This window comes from Stenotrophomonas sp. YJH_SMC_120 (genome assembly GCF_059368675.1).
The window spans coordinates 128,175-145,622 of the sequence record NZ_JCAFRY010000008.1; the positions used below are offsets into that span (position 1 = coordinate 128,175).

The window sequence follows — 17,448 nt, forward strand, 5'->3', positions numbered from 1 at the left end:
TGGTCGACACGATGAACATGGCAACGACCGAAACCGGTTTTTGTAGAGTCGAGCCGTGCTCGACTGCTTTGCTCGACTGCTTTGGCATGGGCACGCTGGACGCGAGCGCCGACAACGGCGAGGATGGAGGCTGGTTCTTCTGGCTGGCCCTGCATGGCGCAACGCATCCTTGAACCCGGTGAGATCGAGACGCTCGCCTCGCGCGATGTGCCGCGCATCATCCTGCCCGATATCGAGTCACTGTTCGCTGAGCGCGCGACGCGCCTGCGCAGCCTGGCCGCGCACAGTGCCATCGGCGGTTACCTGCAGCTGCTGGCGGCGTTGGCCGATGCACAGCAGGCGCTGCTGGATGAACTGACACCGCAGCAGCGCGAGGCACTGCAGTCGCAGGCGCGCGCGCAGCAGTCGAGTGCGGCGGCCGGTGCCGGCATGCCGTTGCGGCCGGCCAACACGCTTCAGCTGGATGGATGCTGGCGCGACTGGCTGCGCACGCTGTGCCAGCACTGTGCCGACGAAGCCGGGCTGCCGGTGGAAACCCGGCAGGAGCTGCAACGCGTCGCGGCTGCCGACGACGCCTGGCTGGATGCGCAGGCGCACGCGGTGCTGGAGCGCGATGACGCGCCGTCGGTGGATGCGGTCGCTGCGCTGCTGGTGATGAACGCACTGCAGGTTTACTGGGCGGTGCTCGCAGCCAGCTTCCGCCCTACCGACCTGAAGCCGCTGGCTGATGCGCCAGGGCTGTGCCCGCTGTGCGGCACGTTGCCGGTGACCAGCGTGGTGCAGGCACGCCCACCCTATGCGTCCTACCGTTACCTGTCGTGCTCGCTGTGCGCCTGCCAATGGCACTACGTGCGCGTGCAGTGCAGCCAGTGTGGTGCCGCCGGCAAGGACATCGCCTATCGCGCCCTGGCCGATGTGGACGGCGACAGCGGCGAGGCGGTGCGCGAGAGCGCGGTGCGTGCCGAGACCTGCGACCACTGCCACAGCTACCGCAAGATCCTGTATCTGGAAAAGGACCCGTCTCTGGAGCCGGTGGCCGATGACCTCGGCACGCTGGCGCTGGATCTGCTGCTGGCCGAGGAAGGCTATGCGCGTGCCAGCCAGAATCCTCTGCTGTGGCAATCCGACGGCGCTTGAGGCGATGACAGCCATGTCCCCCGCCCCGGCATCGGCCGCCGCCCTGCCCTCGCTGGACCGGGTGCTGCGCCTGCCTGCACTGGCGCCACTGATCGAAGGCCACGGTCGAAGCCGCATCACCCAGCTGCTGCGTTCGCACCTGCAGGTGCTGCGTGAGCGTGTAAGCGCCAGCCAGTTGTCGACCGCGCAGCTGCAGGAAGCGGTCGACGGCCCGGCGCTGGTGGCAGCGGTCGAGGCCGCACTGGCAGCCGATGCACGGCTGGACCTGCAACCGATGTTCAACCTGACCGGCACCGTACTGCATACCAACCTGGGTCGCGCATTGCTGCCCGAGGCCGCGGTGCACGCGGTCAGCCGCGCGATGACCGCGCCGGTCGATCTGGAGTTCGACGTCATCCGTGGCCGTCGCGGCGACCGCGATGCGCGGGTACAGGCACTGATCTGCGAGCTGACCGGTGCCGGAGCCGCCACTGTGGTCAACAACAATGCGGCAGCGGTCCTGCTGCTGCTCAACAGCCTGGCCAACCGCCGTGAGGTGGTGGTGTCGCGCGGCGAGCTGGTGGAGATCGGCGGCGCTTTCCGCATCCCGGATGTGATGCGCAGCGCGGGCGCTCGGCTGCTGGAAGTGGGTACCACCAACCGCACCCATGCGGCCGACTTCACCAACGCCATCGGCGCGCGCACAGCGCTGCTGATGGAGGTGCATGCCAGCAACTACGCGATCACCGGATTCACTGCCAAGGTCGACACGGCGGCGATGGCCACGATCGCGCACGAGCATGGCCTGCCGCTGGTGGTGGACCTGGGCAGTGGCAGCCTGTGCGATCTGGCCACGTTCGGCCTGCCGCACGAACCCACCGTGCAGGAAACGCTGACGGCCGGCGCCGATCTGGTTTCATTCAGCGGCGACAAGCTGCTGGGTGGTCCGCAGGCCGGCATCATCGCCGGCCGCGCCGACCTGATCGCGCGGATCAACCGCAACCCGCTGAAGCGGGCACTGCGCATGGACAAGATGGGCCTGGCCGCACTGGAAGCGGTGCTGGCCCTGTACCGCGAACCCGAGCTGCTGGCACAGCGGCTGCCGACACTGCGCACGCTCTCGCGCACGCAGGATGACATTGATGCGCAGGCCCAGCGCCTGCTGCAGCCGATGCGTGCCTCGCTCACGGCGGACTACACCCTCGGGCCCGCTTCGATGCACAGCCAGATCGGCAGCGGCGCCCAGCCACAGGCGCAGCTGGCCAGCGCCGGACTGCGCATTACCAGCGCGCGCCGTGGCGGACTGGATCGGCTGGCCAAGCGCCTGCGTCAGCTGCCGCGACCCGTGCTGGGCCGCATTGCCGATGACGCGCTGTGGCTGGACCTGCGCTGCCTGGAACCGGCCGACGAAGCCGACTTCCTCGCCCAGTGGAGCACGCTGCAGGCATGATCGTCGGCACCGCCGGGCATATCGACCATGGCAAGACCAGCCTGGTGCGGGCACTGACCGGCATCGAAACCGATCGCCTGCAGGAAGAGCGTACGCGTGGTATTTCCATCGAGCTGGGCTATGCCTATGTTCCTGTGGAACGCAGGGACGGCACAGGTCCTGTCGCGACGCTGGGTTTCGTCGACGTGCCGGGCCACGAGCGCTTCGTGCACACGATGGTGGCCGGCGCCACGGGTATCGACGGCGCCCTGCTGGTCATCGCTGCCGACGACGGCGTGATGCCACAGACCCGCGAGCATCTGGCCATCCTGCAGCTGCTGGGCGTGAACCGGGGTGCGGTGGCGCTGACCAAGATCGACCGTGTGGACGCGGCGCGCCTGGCCCGGGTCGAGATCGAGGTCGCTGCCCTGCTGGCCGGCACGCCACTGCAGGATTCCCCTGTGTTCACCTGCAACAGCACCGCACCCGACGATGCTGGCATCAACGCGCTGCGTACCCAGCTGCACGCGTGGGCGGCGGACGATGCCAGCACGCGCCAGGCCGAACTGCGCAGCGAGCTGTTCCGCATGCCGATGGACCGCGTGTTCTCGCTGGCCGGTCATGGCACGCTGGTGACCGGTGCAGTGCACGGCGGCATCGCCTCGGTGGGTGAGCATCTGCAGCTGATGCCGGCCGCCACTGAAGTGCGCATACGCAGCATCCACGCGCAGAACCAGGCCAGTGACCACGCGATGGCCGGGCAGCGCTGCGCGCTGAACCTGGCGGCCATCGCCCGTGATGACATCCGTCGCGGTGACTGGATCGCCGACGCACGCGCACTGCTGGCCACCACCCGCGTTGATGTGCGGTTGCGGCTGTCCGCGTTGGCCGCACCGTTGCGCGACTGGGCACCGCTGCATATCCACTGGGGCACGATGCACCGGCAGGCCCATGTGGTGCTGCTGGAGGACCATGACCACGGTGATGGGCAGTTGGTGCAGCTGGTGTTCGATGCTCCAGTCTGTGCGATGTGTGGCGATCACTTCATTGCCCGCGATTCAGCGGCCACCCACACGCTGGGCGGCGGCCTCGTGCTCGATCCGGACCCGCCACAGCGGCGCCGGCGCAGTCCTGCACGGCTCGCATGGCTGGGAGCACTGGAGCAACTGGCCGCGGGTGCGGGAATCGGCCCACTGTTGCAGCAGGCGCCCTTCGGCGTTGCCATGGCCGCGCTGCAGCGTTACTGCCGGCGCGCCGCCGACCGGATCGATCTTCCTGCAGACACGCGACGCATCGTCACCCGCGAAGACACGGTAGTCATCCTTGTGTCGCACTGGCAGGCATTGCGCGAGCAGGTGATCGCCTCACTGCGTGGATGGCATGAGCGACGCCCGGACGAACCCGGTGTCGACAGCGGCCGCCTGCAGCGCAGCACCCTGCCCGCGCTTGCAGCGAGCCTCTGGAATGCGCTGCTGCAGGACCTGCTGGACGACGGCAGCGTGCAACGCGTGGGTGCCTGGTGGCGCCTGCCCGGGCATGACCATGCGCCACCGGAACGCGAGCGTCTGCTGCTGGAACGCGTGCTGCCGCAACTGCACGCCGGTCGCTTCGATCCGCCGTGGGTGCGCACCCTTGCTGCCGAGATCGGCCTGGCCGAAGACGAAGTCCGCGCCGTCCTGCGCCGTGCCACCGCACGTGGCGAGCTGTTCCAGGTGGTGCCGGACCTGTTCTATGCACCCGCGTGCATTGCGGAACTCGCCGCGATCGTCGCGCAGCTGTCACAGGCCAGCGGCACGGTGGATGCGGCCACGTTCCGCGATGCCATCGGCCTGGGCCGCAAACGCAGCATCCAGATCTTGGAGTTCTTCAATCGCGTTGGCTACACTCGACGCGTCGGTGACCAGCATCGGCCGCGCGGCGACCTGCAGTGGAACGCAGCCCGCGACTGAGCCCACCGGTACCGCCGTACTTTCGGAAGGCATGCGCATCCGGGCATGCGGCTGGGCTTCAAACCCAGTAGGGGGCGTCGATCGTTCCCTGGTAGGTTCGACTCCTGCTGCCTTCCGCCATTCGCGTTCCCGCAGGAGATGTCGGCATGGCCACGCACGCGCAGTCCCCCGCCCCTTCAACGGCCGATGCCCCGCAACGACTGACCTCTCTCGCGCATGGCGGCGGCTGCGGCTGCAAGATCGCGCCGGGCGTGCTGAGCGAACTGCTGCGTGGCGTTCCAGCACTTCCGGCACCGGCTGAGCTGCTGGTGGGCCGTGAGAACAGCGACGACGCCGCGGTGTATCGCCTCGATGACCGGCAGGCGATCGTCGCCACCACCGACTTCTTCATGCCGATCGTCGACGACCCGTTCGACTTCGGCCGCATCGCGGCCACCAACGCGCTGTCGGACCTGTATGCGATGGGCGCGCGCCCGCTGTTCGCACTGGCCATCGTCGGCATGCCGATCAACACGCTGCCGCAGGACACGATCCGCGGCATTCTGCAGGGTGGCGAACGCGCCTGCGCCGATGCTGGCATCGTGGTCGCTGGTGGCCACAGCATCGATTCGGTGGAACCCATCTACGGCCTGGCTGCGATCGGCGTGCTCGACCCGCAACGACTCAAGCGCAATGCCGATGCCCGCGCCGGCGACGTGCTGGTGCTGGGCAAGCCGTTGGGCGTGGGCGTGTATTCGTCGGCGCTGAAGAAGGAAGTGCTGGATGCCGACGGCTACCGGCAGATGATCGCGTCGACCACCCGCCTGAACACCGTGGGCGTGCCGCTGGCCGCGCTGGACGGTGTGCATGCCATGACCGACGTCACCGGCTTCGGCCTGCTCGGCCACCTGCTGGAAGTGTGCCGCGCCAGTGGTGTCGCTGCCGAGGTGGACAGTGCACAGGTGCCGCTGCTGCCGCAGGCGCTGGAGCTGCTGCAGCGTGGCTGCGTGACCGGCGCTTCCCACCGCAACTGGGCCTCGTATGGCGCCGAGGTGCGCTTCGCCGAGGGCTTGGCCGCCCATTGGCAGCCGCTGCTGACCGATCCGCAGACCAGCGGCGGACTGCTGGTGTCGTGCGCTCCGGAGGCGGTGGATGCAGTGCTGGCCTGCTTCCACGACGCGGGGTTCGGCCAGGCAGCCGTGGTCGGGCGTTTGAGCGAAGGAGCGCCGGGCGTCAGCGTGCGCTGATGCGCTGGAACGACAAGGGCGCCCGAAGGCGCCCCTGCTGTACCGCTGGATGCAACATCACTCGATGTTCTGCACCTGTTCGCGGATCTGGTCGATCAGCACCTTCAGCTCCACCGCCGCATTGGACGTACGGCTGTCCACGGACTTCGAGCCCAGCGTGTTGGCTTCGCGGTTGAACTCCTGCAGCAGGAAGTCCAGGCGGCGACCGACCGGCTCGCGCTGCTTGAGCACGCGGCGGATCTCGACGATGTGGCTGCCGAGGCGGTCCAGTTCCTCATCCACGTCCAGCTTCTGCAGCCACAGCACCAGTTCCTGCTCGGCGCGGCCGGGGTCGACCGGGTGCGGCAGGTCGGCCAGGCGTGCGGCCAGCTTGGCGCGCTGGCCGTCGCGAATGGCCGGAATCAGCGTGCGGACTTCGGTGGCGATGCGTTCGATGCCGTCCACACGCTCGCTGATGGCCGCAGCCAACTTGCCGCCTTCGCGCTCACGGGCCTCGACGAAGCCATCCAGCACCTGGTCCAGCAGCGCCAGCGCCTCGACCTGCAGGGCGGCGGCGTCGGTGGCCTCGCCACGGGTCACGCCCGGCAGCTGCAGCAGGTCGGTGAAGCTGACCTGCAGGTTGGGGAAATCGGAGGTCAGGCGGTGCGCCAGGCGGCCCAGCTGGGCCAGCAGGGCCTCGTCCACCTGCAGGTTGGCCGCCGCTTCCGGCGCGCGCAGGCGCATCACCAGATCCAGCTTGCCACGGCTCAGGCGCGCGGCGATGCGCTCGCGCAGCTGCGGTTCGAGCGCCCGCAGCTCCTCGGGCAGGCGGGTGCCGACCTCCAGGAAACGGTGGTTGACCGAGCGCAGCTCGCAGCCCAGCGTGCCCCACGGGGTGACCCGCTCGCCGCCGGCATAGGCGGTCATGCTTCGAATCATGGATTGTGTCCGGTGCGTGCAAAGGGGGAATGGTACCCTAGCGCCCTCACCAGAGCCCCCTTGCCCGCCCCGTGAAGGCCGCGGGCGTGGCGGCGTACTCCCTCGCCATTACGGAACCCGCACCATGTCCGATTCCCGCCCCAGCGGCCGCCAGCCCGACCAGCTCCGCCCGGTCGTCATCCAACGCGGCTTCACCCGCCACGCCGAAGGTTCGGTGCTGGTGTGCTTCGGTGAAACCCGTGTGCTGTGCACCGCCAGCGTCGAGAACCGCGTGCCGGGCTTCCTGCGCGGCAAGGGCGAAGGCTGGGTCACCGCCGAATACGGCATGCTGCCGCGCGCCACCCACACCCGCAGTGACCGTGAAGCGGCCCGTGGCAAGCAGGGTGGCCGCACCCTGGAGATCCAGCGACTGATCGGCCGCAGCCTGCGCGCCTGCGTGGATCGCAACGCGCTGGGCGAGCGCACCATCACCCTCGACTGCGACGTGCTGCAGGCCGACGGTGGCACCCGCACGGCCGCCATCACCGGCGCCTACGTGGCACTGGTCGATGCGGTGAACGTGCTGATGAAGCGTGGTGACATCAAGCGCAACCCGATCCTGGGCGCAGTGGCCGCCGTATCGGTAGGCGTGTACCGCGGCACCCCGGTGCTGGACCTGGACTACGCCGAAGACAGCGACTGCGACACCGACATGAACGTAGTGATGAACGATGGTGGCGGCTTCATCGAGCTGCAGGGCACCGCCGAAGGCCACGCCTTCCGTCGCGATGAACTGGATGCGCTGCTGGGCCTGGCCGAAAAGGGCGTGGGCGAACTGCTGGCCGCACAGCAGGCGGCGCTGTCGGCATGAACCGCCGCATCGCCCTGACCACCCTGGTGGTGGCCGACTATGACGAAGCCATTGCCTGGTACACCGGCAAGCTCGGCTTCGCACTGTTGGAGGACATCGACCAGGGCCACAAGCGCTGGGTGGTGGTCGGCCCGACCGACGGCAGCGCCGCCGCCCTGCTGCTGGCCCGCGCCAGCGACGAGGAGCAGCGCAGCCGCATCGGCAACCAGACCGGCGGCCGCGTCGGCTTCTTCCTCAACACCGACGACTTCCGCCGCGACCACGCGGCGATGGTCGCCGCCGGCGTCGAGTTCCTGGATGCGCCGCGCGAAGAACCCTATGCAACGGTTGCGGTGTTCCGCGATCTGTATGGCAACACCTGGGACCTGCTGGAGCCCCGTCAATGAAGAAACTGGTACTGGCCAGCCACAACGCCGGCAAGCTGGTGGAGATGCAGGAGATCCTTGCCGATCTGCCGCTGCAGATCACCTCGGCCGCCGAACTGGGCCTGGGCGATGTGGAAGAGACCGGCCTGACCTTCGTCGAGAACGCGCTGCTGAAGGCACGCGCAGCCTGCGAAGCGACCGGCCTGCCGGCGCTGGCCGATGATTCGGGCCTGATCGTCGATGCCCTCGGCGGTGCGCCGGGCCTGTACAGCGCACGCTATGCCGGCCACCCGACCAATGCCGCAGCCAACAATGCCAAGCTGCTGGACGCGATGACCGACATTCCCGATGGCCAGCGCAGCGCCCGCTTCTATGCGGTGATCGTGCTGCTGCGCCACGCCACCGACCCGCAGCCGTTGATCTGCGAAGGCCGCTGGGAAGGGCAGATCATCCGCGAACTGCGTGGCACCAATGGTTTCGGCTACAACCCGGTATTCCTGGACACCACCCACGGCCTGACCGCCGCGGAAATGGAGCCGGCACTGAAGAACGCCATCAGCCACCGCGCCATTGCCCTGCAGCAGCTCAAGCAGCAACTGGCGACGCTGTACTGACGCCACCCGATCGACCCAGGGAAGCCGGCCATCGGCCGGCACTACCGAAGAAGCCCATGCCGCACGCCCACGACCACTGCAACCATCTGCCCGGCGAAGCCTGCTCCGCCGACCACGACAACCCGCCGCGGCTGGTGCCGCCACCGCTGTCGTTGTACGTGCACCTGCCGTGGTGCGTGCGCAAATGCCCGTACTGCGATTTCAATTCGCACCAGGCCAAGGGCGAGCTGCCGTTCGACGCTTATATCGATGCGCTGCTGCGCGACCTCGACCAGGACCTGCCGCTGGTCTGGGGCCGGGTGGTGCACAGCGTGTTCTTCGGTGGCGGCACGCCCAGCCTGTTCCCGCCGGAGGCGATCGACCGCTTCCTGCAACAGGCCAGCGCACGCCTGCGTTTCGCGCCCAATGCCGAAATCACCCTGGAAACCAACCCGGGCACCGCCGAACATGGCCGCTTCGACCGCTATCGCGCGGCCGGCGTGAACCGCCTCAGCTTCGGCATCCAGAGCTTCGACGACGCCATGCTCAAGCGCCTGGGCCGCATCCACGACAGTGGCGAAGCCGAGCGCGCGGTGAAGATGGCGCAGGACGCGGGCTACGACAACTTCAACATCGACCTGATGTACGCGCTGCCGGAACAGACCCTGGCCGGTGCCGAGGCCGACCTGGAACGCGCGTTCGCGCTGCAGCCGGCACACATCTCCCACTACCAGCTGACCCTGGAACCGAACACGGTGTTCTTCGCGCGGCCGCCGCAGGGCATTCCCGATGAAGACAACGCCTGGGACATGCAGGAACACTGCCAGGCATTGCTGGCACAGGCCGGTTTCGGCCAGTACGAGGTCAGCGCCTATGCGCGCCCCGGCCGGCAGAGCGCGCACAATCTGAACTACTGGCGCTTCGGCGACTACCTGGGCATCGGTGCCGGCGCGCACGGCAAGATCAGTTCCGGCGCCGAGGAGCATGTGCTGCGACGTTGGAAGCTGAAGCACCCGCAGGCCTACCTGGACAGCGCCGGCACGCCCGCCTCGTTCGGCGGCGACGATGTGATCGCGCCGGAGCGCCTGCCGTTCGAGTACATGCTCAACCTGCTGCGCCTGCACGAAGGTTTCGGCCTGCGCGATTTCGAGTCGCGCACGGGGCTGCCGCGCAGCGTGCTGGACGCTCCCCTGGCCGAGGCCGTGCAGCGCGGCTGGCTGGACATGACCGATGGCCATGTGCAGCCGACCGAGCTGGGCCGCCGCTTCACCAACGATGTGGTGAGCCTGTTCCTGGAGGATTGATCCTCGCCTGACAGAGGATCGTTCCGGCCGCTGGCCGGCAATCCGGTGAAGACATATCTGCCGGCCAGCGGCCGGCACTACCGTTCATCGGTCGGGCCAGGCCCGGCGGATGCGATTCACGTTCAGCCTAAAGTAGCGCCTACATCGGCCGACACGGTAGATTCACCAGATCGATCCGCGGGAATCCGGGTACCGCCTGCCGATGTCAGCTGTCTTTTCCATCACTCCTGCCGACAAGAACCGCCTGGCCGCCAGCGATCTGCCACCGCGGGTACGTGAGCTGCTGGGCGCGCTGATCGGCCTGTGCCGGCAGACCCTGGCGGCGCCCCTGATCCTGACCGTCGAGGCGCTGGAGCAGACCCTGCTGCACGACGCCGACCGCGCACGCAATCCGCAGCAGCAGGCCGAGCTGATGGCCCAGCGTGGACAGCTGCACGCCTTCGCCGGCCATTTCGCCGATCGCATGCTCGATGCCGTGGCCGACGCCCTCGCGCGGTTGCGCGAACCGGTCAGCGCTGTCAGTACCAGTGCTGGGCCGCCAGCGCTGCCGGGCATGCTCGGGCTGTCGCTGGTTGATGAGCACGAAGTGGATCGCGACCTGCTGCTGACCGAGATGGTGCGGCGCGAAACCCTGCGTTCAACCAACACACTGAACCTGCTTGGCCAACGCCTGGGCGTGCTGGCGGCGGCGCCGGCCTTCGAGGCCGACACCCTGCCACTGGCACCGCAGGCACTGTGCGCGATGGTGCGCCGGATTGCCGAACAGGACGCGCTGAGCGTCGAGGTACAGCTGGCGCTGTATCGCAGTTTCGAACGGCAGGTGCTGGAACGGCTGGGCGATATCCTTGACCGTGCCAATGCCCTGCTGGCCCAGTCCGGTGTACTGCCGGGGCTGGTCTACACCCCCTACCTGGCACGCTCGTCGAGCACGCGGCGGATCATCACCCAGTCGGTGGGGGGCGGCCGCACCACGCAGCCGGCCAAGCGCACCGCAGCCCCCCTGACAGGCTGGAACGGTTCGGCACCGGCCGGCTCCTGGTCCAGCCTGGTACAGGACGCCTTCCACGAGGGCGGCGCAGGCGGCCCCGCCACGCCGGGCGTGACCACCTCCACCGGCAGTGCACTGCATGAACTGCTGCAGCAGGCACGGCACGGCAGCCCTGCCCCGGCGGACAGCGGCGCGGTGCCCAGCGCGGCAGTCGACGCGGTACTCGCGCGCCTGCAGGCCCAGTCCAGTGCGGCAACCGGTGTGGCCGACCTGCAGGCTGCCGTGGTCGCGCAGCTGCGCAGCGAGCATGGTGCGCAGGCCCAGCTGGGCAGTCACGACCGGGACAACCTCGACCTGCTGCGCATGCTGATGCAGCAGGTGCAACAGCAGCAGCGCCCCGATCCAGTGCCGGCCGCGCTGCTGGCCCGCCTGCAGGTACCTCTGGCACGCGCCGCCATGGCCGATCCGGGCTTCTTCGTGCGCGACGAACACCCCGCGCGTGAGCTGCTCAATCAGATCGCCGAAGTCGGCGCCAACTGGCTGGGCGATGAGGATGTCGACCCGCAGTTGCTGCAGCGCATGGCGCAGAGCGTGCAGGGCCTGCTGGGGCAGGATGCGCGTTCGCCGGAAGTCTTTGCCGCCGCTAGTGAAGACGTGCAGCAGCACCAGCGCGCGGCGGCCCATCGTGCCGAACTGGCCGAGCGCCGCCATGTGGAAGCCGCGCGCGGCAAGGAACGATTGGAACTGGCCCGTCGCCAGGCCACCGCACAGATCGACCAGTGCTGCGACACCCGGTCGCCACCGCGCTTCGTGCAGACCTTGTTGCGCCAGGCCTGGGCCGATGCACTGACCCTCACCCGCCTGCGCCATGGCGACGATTCACCGCAATGGCAGGAGCGCCTGCAACAGACCGAGCGCATCGCTGCCATCACCGCGCAGGCCATCGACGCTCCCGGCGGCACCGATACCGTACTGGCAGCGGACGTGGAGGCCGCATTGCTGCAGGTCGGCTACCACGCCGAGGAAGCCGCCGCTGTCGCGCGCAGGCTGGCCACGCCCGGCGGCGAGGATGAAAGCACCTCGCGTACCGAGCTCAGCGCACGCCTCAAGGCACGTGCGCGCCTGGGCGAGCACGCCGGCACGAACAGTGGCGCCGCACCTGCCACGCCGCGCAGCAGCGCCGAAGAAGCCGCCTACCAACAGCTGTCCAGCCTGCCGTTCGGCAGTTGGTTCGACATCGACACGGGCGATGGCACGATGCGCCGCCAGCGCCTGTCCTGGTACAGCCTGCTGACCGGCCACGCGTTGTTCGTCAATGCGCGCGGGCAGAAGATCACCGATACCGACCTGGATGCGCTGGCACGGCAGATCAGTGCCGGGCGCGCGCAGCTGGTCACCGAAGACAAGGGCCGGCTGGTCGACCGTGCCTGGGAAGCCAGCCTCGGTGCGCTGCGCGCACTGGCCACGGCTCGCGCACAGGAGACCCCCGCATGAAAGCCGTACCGCCGCAGGACACCCGCCGCGCGCCGCGCCGCCAGGTCTCGGACCTGGTGCCGGTTACCGACCAGATGCGCGAGTGCGTGGTCGGGCGCCTCGGCAATGTCTCCGAAACTGGCATGCTGATGCTGGCCAGCATGCCGCTGCGCGAGGATGCGCTGTACCAGCTGCGCTTTCCCTTGCCGTTGGGTGATGGCCGCCAGCAGGCCATCGACGTAGGCGTGCATCTGCTGTGGAGCGAGCCCGCACACGTTCCCGGGCAGAGCTGGACCGGCTTCCGCTTCCTGACCCTGTCGCGCGAACATCGACAGCTGCTGCGGCAGTGGGTGGGCGAAGACAGCGACGAGGGACCGGTTTCGACGGCCTGAGTGCCGGTTCCGGCACAGCGGTTTTTCGCGGTATGCGGCAGAATCTAAGGCCGTTTTCCGTGTCGAGCCACCGCAATGATCCAGCAAGACCCCGGCGCCCTGTATTCCGACCACCTGGCCGTGCTGTGCCGACGCGCCGAGCAGGCGCTGGCCCGCGGCGGCTTCGACCATCTGGTGGTGCCCAGCGGCACCCTGCACTACCAGGTGTTCGACGACCGCGACTACCCGTATGCGGTCAACCCGCAGTTCAAGGCCTGGCTGCCGCTGACCCGCGTGCCCAACAGCTGGATCGTGTTCACCCCGGGCAAGCGCCCGGCAGTGATCTTCCACCAGCCCTTCGACTACTGGCACGTGGTACCGGACGCCCCCAGTGGCTGGTGGGTGGAGCACTTCGACATCCACATCATCCGCAAGCCCGAAGAGGCGCTGGCCCTGCTGCCGGCCGACCCGTCGCGCTGCGCGATCCTGGGCGAGCCGCAGAGCGCACTGGGCAACTACGTGCCGAACAATCCAGCGCCGGTGGTGAACTACCTGGAATGGCACCGCGGCAGCAAGACACCGTATGAAATCGCACTGATGCGCCAGGCCCAGGTGCTGGGCGTGCGCGGCCACCGCGCCGCCGAGGCCGCGTTCCGCAACGGTGCCGACGAATTCAGCATCCACATGGCGTACTGCCAGGCCGTCGGCCAGGATGCCAACGAGCTGCCCTACGGCAACATCGTGGCGTTGAACGAACACGCCGCCGTGCTGCATTACACCGAGCTGGGCCGCAAGGCACCGCAGCCGCTGCGCAGCTTCCTGATCGACGCCGGCGCCAGTGCGCACGGCTACGCCAGCGACATCACCCGCACCTACGCCGCGCAGGGCCACGACGAATTCGCCGCGATGATTGCGGCCGTCGACGCCGCCCAGCAGCAGATGTGCGCAGCGGTGCGCCCGGGCTTCGACTACAAGCAGCTGCACGTGGACGCACATCTTTCGCTGATGGGCGTGCTGAAGGACTTCGGCGTGATCAAGGTGTCGCCACAGACCGCGCTGGAGACCGGCGTCAGCGCCGCATTCTTCCCGCACGGCATCGGCCACCTGATCGGCCTGCAGGTGCACGACGTGGCCGGCTTCGCCGCCAGCGACGAGGGCGGCCGCATCGAGCGCCCGGCCGGCCATCCCTACCTGCGCCTGACCCGCGTGCTGGAACCGGGCATGGTGGTGACCATCGAGCCAGGCCTGTACTTCATCGACATGCTGTTGAACGGAGTGAAGGACGCCGGCCATGGTGATGCGATCAACTGGGAGCGCGTGGACTTCTTCCGTCCGTATGGTGGCATCCGCATCGAAGACGAAGTGCTGTGCACTGATGGCGAGGCGGACAACCTGACGCGGCCGGCGTTTGCGGCGGCGAACGGCTGAGCCCCTCGTGGTGGGGCGCTGAATTCAGAAGCCGCGCTTGGTGGGGCGGGTAGGCCATGCAGGGGACGCTGCAAGTACGTCCCTGTAAGCTCGATGGCGCCATCCATGGCGCCAACGCCCCTGCATGGCCTACCCGCCCCACCTTTGACAGTTTCCTGCCGCGTCCAACCACGGAAAAGAAAAAAGAAAAGCAGAAGCGGGTCGCTCGCTGCGCTCGCTCTGTGTCGACCACGGTCGACACCTACCCAACAGCCGCAATTGCCCGTAGATCCACGCCATGCGTGGATGATTCATTCGATATCTGACAGATGTGCCGACCAACGGTCGGCACCCACCAACAGCCGCGTGAACCTGTCGAAGGCGGGGTACTGTGGGTTTGCGGGGTGTGAGCGGCATGGATGCCGCGACCAAGCCCCCATGGACGGGTTTACGGCGTCCCCGCAAACCCACAGTGCCCCGCCATCCCACGGAATGCCCGCTGTTGCTGTTGCTGTTGAGGTTGCCGGCCAGCGGCCGGCACTACCGCGGGTGCAGGGCTGCAAGCCCTGCAGAACACCCCTTACCCCGCCATCACCGCTTCAATCTCGTCGGCGCTGCGCGCCAGGCCTTCGGTCAGCACGCGATGGCCATCGTCGGTGATCAGCACGTCATCCTCGGTACGGATGCCGATACCGCGCCAGCGCGGCTCCACCGTCGTGTCATCCACGCCGATGTACAACCCCGGCTCGATGGTGAACGCCATGCCCGGCTCCAGCAGACGCGAGTCACCGGCCAGGCGGTAGTCGCCCACGTCGTGCACGTCCATGCCGATCCAGTGCCCGGTCTTGTGCCGGTAGAAGCGCTGGTACAGGCCTTCGGCCAGGTTCTTTTCCAGCGTACCCTTCAGCAGGCCCAACCGCAGCAGGCCCTCGGTCAGGGTCTGCACTGCGGCGAGGTGACCGGCCTCGTACGGCACGCCCGGCCTGGCCTGGGCCAACGCAGCGGCCTGCGCATCGCCGACCAGGTCGTGCAGTGCACGCTGCTCGGCACTGAAGCGGCCATTCACCGGGAACGTGCGGGTGATGTCACTGGCGTAGCCACGGTACTCGGCACCGGCGTCGATCAGCACCAGCTCGCCGTCGCGCGAACGCGCGTTGTTGTCGCGGTAATGCAGGATGCAGCCGTTGCGGCCGGCGCCGACGATGCTGCAGTACGCGGGCACCGCATCATTGGCGCGGAACACGCGTTCCAGCTCCGCCTGCAGTTCGTACTCGTGGATGCCGGCCCTGGCGGCCTTCATCGCGGCCAGATGCGCACGCACGCTGATCTGCGCGGCGTGGTGCATCAACGCCACTTCGGCACCGGACTTGAACAGGCGCTGCTCGTGCAGCAGGTGGCCCAGTTCGAGGAACTCGTGCGGCGGCTGCGCCCCGTGGCGCACCTGCGAACGCACGCGGTTGACCCAGCCGATCAGCTTCAGGTCGAAGTCGGCATCCCGGCCGAAGTGGTAGTAGACGCGCGAACGGCCTTCCAGCAGGCCCGGCAGGATGTCGTCCAGATCATCGATCGGGTAGGCGTCGTCCATGCCGTACTGCGCCACCGCGCCTTCCTGGCCGGCGCGGCTGCCGTCCCAGGCTTCGCGTTCGGCATCGCGCTCGCGGCAGAACAGGATGGCCTCGCCGTGGCGTCGGCCCGGGATCAGTACCAGCACTGCTTCCGGCTCCGGGAAGCCGCTCAGGTACTGGAAATCCGAATCCTGCCGGAACGGATAATGGGTATCGAGGCTGCGCACCTTCTCGGCCGCCGCCGGCAGCACCAGGATCGCGTCCTCGCCGGCCATGTCCATCAGCTGGCGGCGGCGACGCTTGTACTCGCCGGCGGCAATGCCGGTGCGCTGCTTGATGTCCATCAGTTCAGGCGCTGACGATGGCGCGAGGCCAGCACCACGTCGCCGTGCAGCAGGAGCACCGCCACGCGGATGAATTCCTCGATCTCCGACAGAGCTTCGTCGTCATCATCGCCACCGGCCTCGAAATCCTCGCTGGAGGCACGCGCCAGGCTGGCCATGTCGGTCAGCGCTTCCTCGCCCTCTTCGGACAGGGTCGGGCGGCGGCCGCCGCTGCCCAGGCCGAAGCCGCCCAGGAAGGAACGGGTCCAGCTGAACATGGCATCGGCCTGCGCGGATACGTCGTCGCCGTCGGTCAGCAGCAGCTCGAAGGCGAAGTCGCGGTCTTCCAGCTGCTTGATGGTGGCCTGCAGCAGCTGCCCCAGCACGCTGTCGGCAGCCACCGGCGGCAGGTTGTCGTCGGCCAGCACGCGCGCCGGCCAGTCGTTGCCGGGGGCACCGCCGGCAGCCAGCCAGCCGCACAGCGCGCCGTGCAGCTCGGCAGCGGTGGCGCCCAGGCCCAACGCCTGGCTGGCGCGGGTAACGTCGTCGACGGAGGGAAGTTCGGTCATCGTGCGGCTCGTTCGGAAAGGAAACCCGGGGCGCGCACGCGCGCGCCCGTGAGACCCCGTAGTGTAGCAACCCGACGGCATCCTCTCCGCAGCCGTCCAGCCTTGCTGCGACAACGCTTGACCGCCCTTGCCCGGCTTGCCTATCGTGCCCGCATGGAACCCGCCGATCCCCTTGCCCAGCTGCAGGACTTCGCCGCCCGCGTGGAAGCGTTGCTTGAACGCACCCAGCGCCTGGCCGAGGAGAACCGCAGCCTGCGCCACCAGCAGGAACAGCTGGTGGCCGAGCGCTCGACGCTGCTGGCCAAGAATGAGCAGGCACGTTCGCGGGTGGAAGCAATGATCAGCCGGCTCAAATCCCTGGAGCAGCACACATGAGCGCCGAACCGGTCAGTGTCCGCATCCTCGATCGTGAATACACCGTGGGCGTCGGCGGCGATGAACGTGACAGCCTGATGGCCGCCGCGCGCCTGCTGGATGCGCGCATGCGCGAGATCCGCGGCAGCAACCGCATGGCCGCGGTTGATCGCGTTGCCGTACTGGCCGCGCTGAACCTGGCCCACGAACTGCAGCTGCTGCGCGACGAAAACGCCCGCCAGGCCGTGGCCCTGCAGCAGACCCTGGCCGACCTGAACCGGCGCCTGGACCGCGCCATCGACGGCGGCGCCTGAAAATCGTGCAAAACGCGTCTTCTCATATCTGAATTGGCACGGACTGTTGCCGACGAACGGCCTATCCAGATCCTGCGTGCTGGCTATAATGGTCACGCGTTCTCTGCGGTACTCGACGGCATGTGCAAACATTCGCCTTGTCCCTTAAGAACGACACCGGGAGCGCGACAGCGCCGGGAGTGCAGGTCCGCCTTGCAGCGGGAAGCCCGATGGTTCTCCAGCGTTCCCACTTGAGCCCCCGGGTTCAAGGTCGTTTCGCATGCATCGACATTGCGGAGAATGCAATATTCCAGCAAGGGCGGCGTCTTCGGGCGTCGCCCTTGTTCTTTCCGGC

At 68.2% G+C, this 17,448-nt stretch carries 17 protein-coding genes, 1 tRNA gene and 1 other RNA gene; 16 read left to right on the forward strand and 3 right to left on the reverse strand.

Annotation, left to right across the window (positions count from 1 at the left end; genetic code table 11):
• Positions 1-17 precede the first annotated feature (17 nt).
• The 6 genes from AC5P60_RS12115 (at position 18) to selD (ending at position 5,720) form a co-directional block, all read left to right on the forward strand.
• Positions 18-173: a hypothetical protein gene (locus AC5P60_RS12115; protein ID WP_154213984.1), complete on the forward strand. Its 156-nt coding sequence runs from the start codon at positions 18-20 to the stop codon at positions 171-173.
• Complete coding sequence (gene fdhE, locus AC5P60_RS12120) at positions 154-1,137, forward strand: formate dehydrogenase accessory protein FdhE (RefSeq protein WP_483693670.1); 984 nt, start codon at positions 154-156, stop codon at positions 1,135-1,137. Before AC5P60_RS12115 ends, fdhE begins: the two co-directional genes overlap by 20 nt.
• A gap of 4 nt (positions 1,138-1,141) precedes the next feature.
• Complete coding sequence (selA, locus tag AC5P60_RS12125; protein ID WP_033834951.1) at positions 1,142-2,566, forward strand: L-seryl-tRNA(Sec) selenium transferase; 1,425 nt, start codon at positions 1,142-1,144, stop codon at positions 2,564-2,566.
• Positions 2,563-4,494 (forward strand): selenocysteine-specific translation elongation factor, encoded by a 1,932-nt coding sequence (gene selB, locus AC5P60_RS12130; RefSeq protein ID WP_483693671.1) that lies wholly within the window; start codon positions 2,563-2,565, stop codon positions 4,492-4,494. Before selA ends, selB begins: the two co-directional genes overlap by 4 nt.
• A 24-nt stretch (positions 4,495-4,518) precedes the next feature.
• Positions 4,519-4,614, forward strand: a tRNA-Sec gene (locus AC5P60_RS12135).
• 26 nt (positions 4,615-4,640) lie between these two features.
• On the forward strand, positions 4,641-5,720 hold the full coding sequence (gene selD / locus AC5P60_RS12140) for a selenide, water dikinase SelD (RefSeq protein WP_033834952.1): 1,080 nt from the start codon (positions 4,641-4,643) through the stop codon (positions 5,718-5,720).
• Positions 5,721-5,777: 57 nt separating this feature from the next.
• Here the strand turns inward: selD and AC5P60_RS12145 are convergent, their stop codons facing one another.
• On the reverse strand, positions 5,778-6,638 hold the full coding sequence (locus tag AC5P60_RS12145; protein ID WP_024956758.1) for a YicC/YloC family endoribonuclease: 861 nt from the start codon (positions 6,636-6,638) through the stop codon (positions 5,778-5,780).
• Between the two features lie 124 nt (positions 6,639-6,762).
• On the opposite strand from AC5P60_RS12145, the gene rph reads away from it, so the two are divergent.
• From rph to pepQ, 7 genes are all read left to right on the forward strand, one after another.
• A complete protein-coding gene (rph, locus tag AC5P60_RS12150) occupies positions 6,763-7,488 on the forward strand; it encodes a ribonuclease PH (RefSeq protein WP_005410889.1) in 726 nt (241 codons plus the stop codon).
• Positions 7,485-7,874, forward strand: coding sequence for a VOC family protein (locus tag AC5P60_RS12155; RefSeq protein ID WP_495201747.1), 390 nt, complete (start codon positions 7,485-7,487; stop codon positions 7,872-7,874). The genes rph and AC5P60_RS12155 overlap by 4 nt, the downstream gene beginning before the upstream one ends.
• Entirely contained in the window at positions 7,871-8,467 is a 597-nt protein-coding gene (gene rdgB / locus AC5P60_RS12160) for an RdgB/HAM1 family non-canonical purine NTP pyrophosphatase (protein WP_033834954.1), read from the forward strand. The genes AC5P60_RS12155 and rdgB overlap by 4 nt, the downstream gene beginning before the upstream one ends.
• Positions 8,468-8,523: 56 nt before the next feature.
• Positions 8,524-9,750, forward strand: a complete 1,227-nt coding sequence (gene hemW, locus AC5P60_RS12165) for a radical SAM family heme chaperone HemW (protein ID WP_033834955.1) — start codon at positions 8,524-8,526, stop codon at positions 9,748-9,750.
• A 202-nt stretch (positions 9,751-9,952) separates the two neighbouring features.
• Positions 9,953-12,232 (forward strand): DUF1631 family protein, encoded by a 2,280-nt coding sequence (locus AC5P60_RS12170; RefSeq protein WP_288469222.1) that lies wholly within the window; start codon positions 9,953-9,955, stop codon positions 12,230-12,232.
• Complete coding sequence (locus AC5P60_RS12175) at positions 12,229-12,603, forward strand: PilZ domain-containing protein (RefSeq protein WP_005410894.1); 375 nt, start codon at positions 12,229-12,231, stop codon at positions 12,601-12,603. Before AC5P60_RS12170 ends, AC5P60_RS12175 begins: the two co-directional genes overlap by 4 nt.
• 75 nt (positions 12,604-12,678) lie before the next feature.
• Positions 12,679-14,010, forward strand: coding sequence for a Xaa-Pro dipeptidase (gene pepQ, locus AC5P60_RS12180; RefSeq protein ID WP_483693672.1), 1,332 nt, complete (start codon positions 12,679-12,681; stop codon positions 14,008-14,010).
• Positions 14,011-14,569: 559 nt separating this feature from the next.
• Here pepQ and AC5P60_RS12185 read toward each other — a convergent pair.
• Positions 14,570-15,892, reverse strand: coding sequence for an aminopeptidase P N-terminal domain-containing protein (locus AC5P60_RS12185; protein WP_087944448.1), 1,323 nt, complete (start codon positions 15,890-15,892; stop codon positions 14,570-14,572).
• A 5-nt stretch (positions 15,893-15,897) separates the two neighbouring features.
• Positions 15,898-16,446 (reverse strand): YecA/YgfB family protein, encoded by a 549-nt coding sequence (locus tag AC5P60_RS12190; protein WP_005410897.1) that lies wholly within the window; start codon positions 16,444-16,446, stop codon positions 15,898-15,900.
• Positions 16,447-16,599: 153 nt separating this feature from the next.
• Between AC5P60_RS12190 and AC5P60_RS12195 the strand changes: the two genes are divergently transcribed.
• The 3 genes from AC5P60_RS12195 (at position 16,600) to ssrS (ending at position 17,397) form a co-directional block, all read left to right on the forward strand.
• Positions 16,600-16,821 (forward strand): TIGR02449 family protein, encoded by a 222-nt coding sequence (locus AC5P60_RS12195; RefSeq protein WP_033834477.1) that lies wholly within the window; start codon positions 16,600-16,602, stop codon positions 16,819-16,821.
• Complete coding sequence (locus AC5P60_RS12200) at positions 16,818-17,114, forward strand: cell division protein ZapA (protein WP_006467013.1); 297 nt, start codon at positions 16,818-16,820, stop codon at positions 17,112-17,114. Before AC5P60_RS12195 ends, AC5P60_RS12200 begins: the two co-directional genes overlap by 4 nt.
• Before the next feature lie 97 nt (positions 17,115-17,211).
• Positions 17,212-17,397, forward strand: a non-coding RNA gene (gene ssrS / locus AC5P60_RS12205) — 6S RNA.
• The last annotated feature ends 51 nt before the right edge of the window (positions 17,398-17,448 follow it).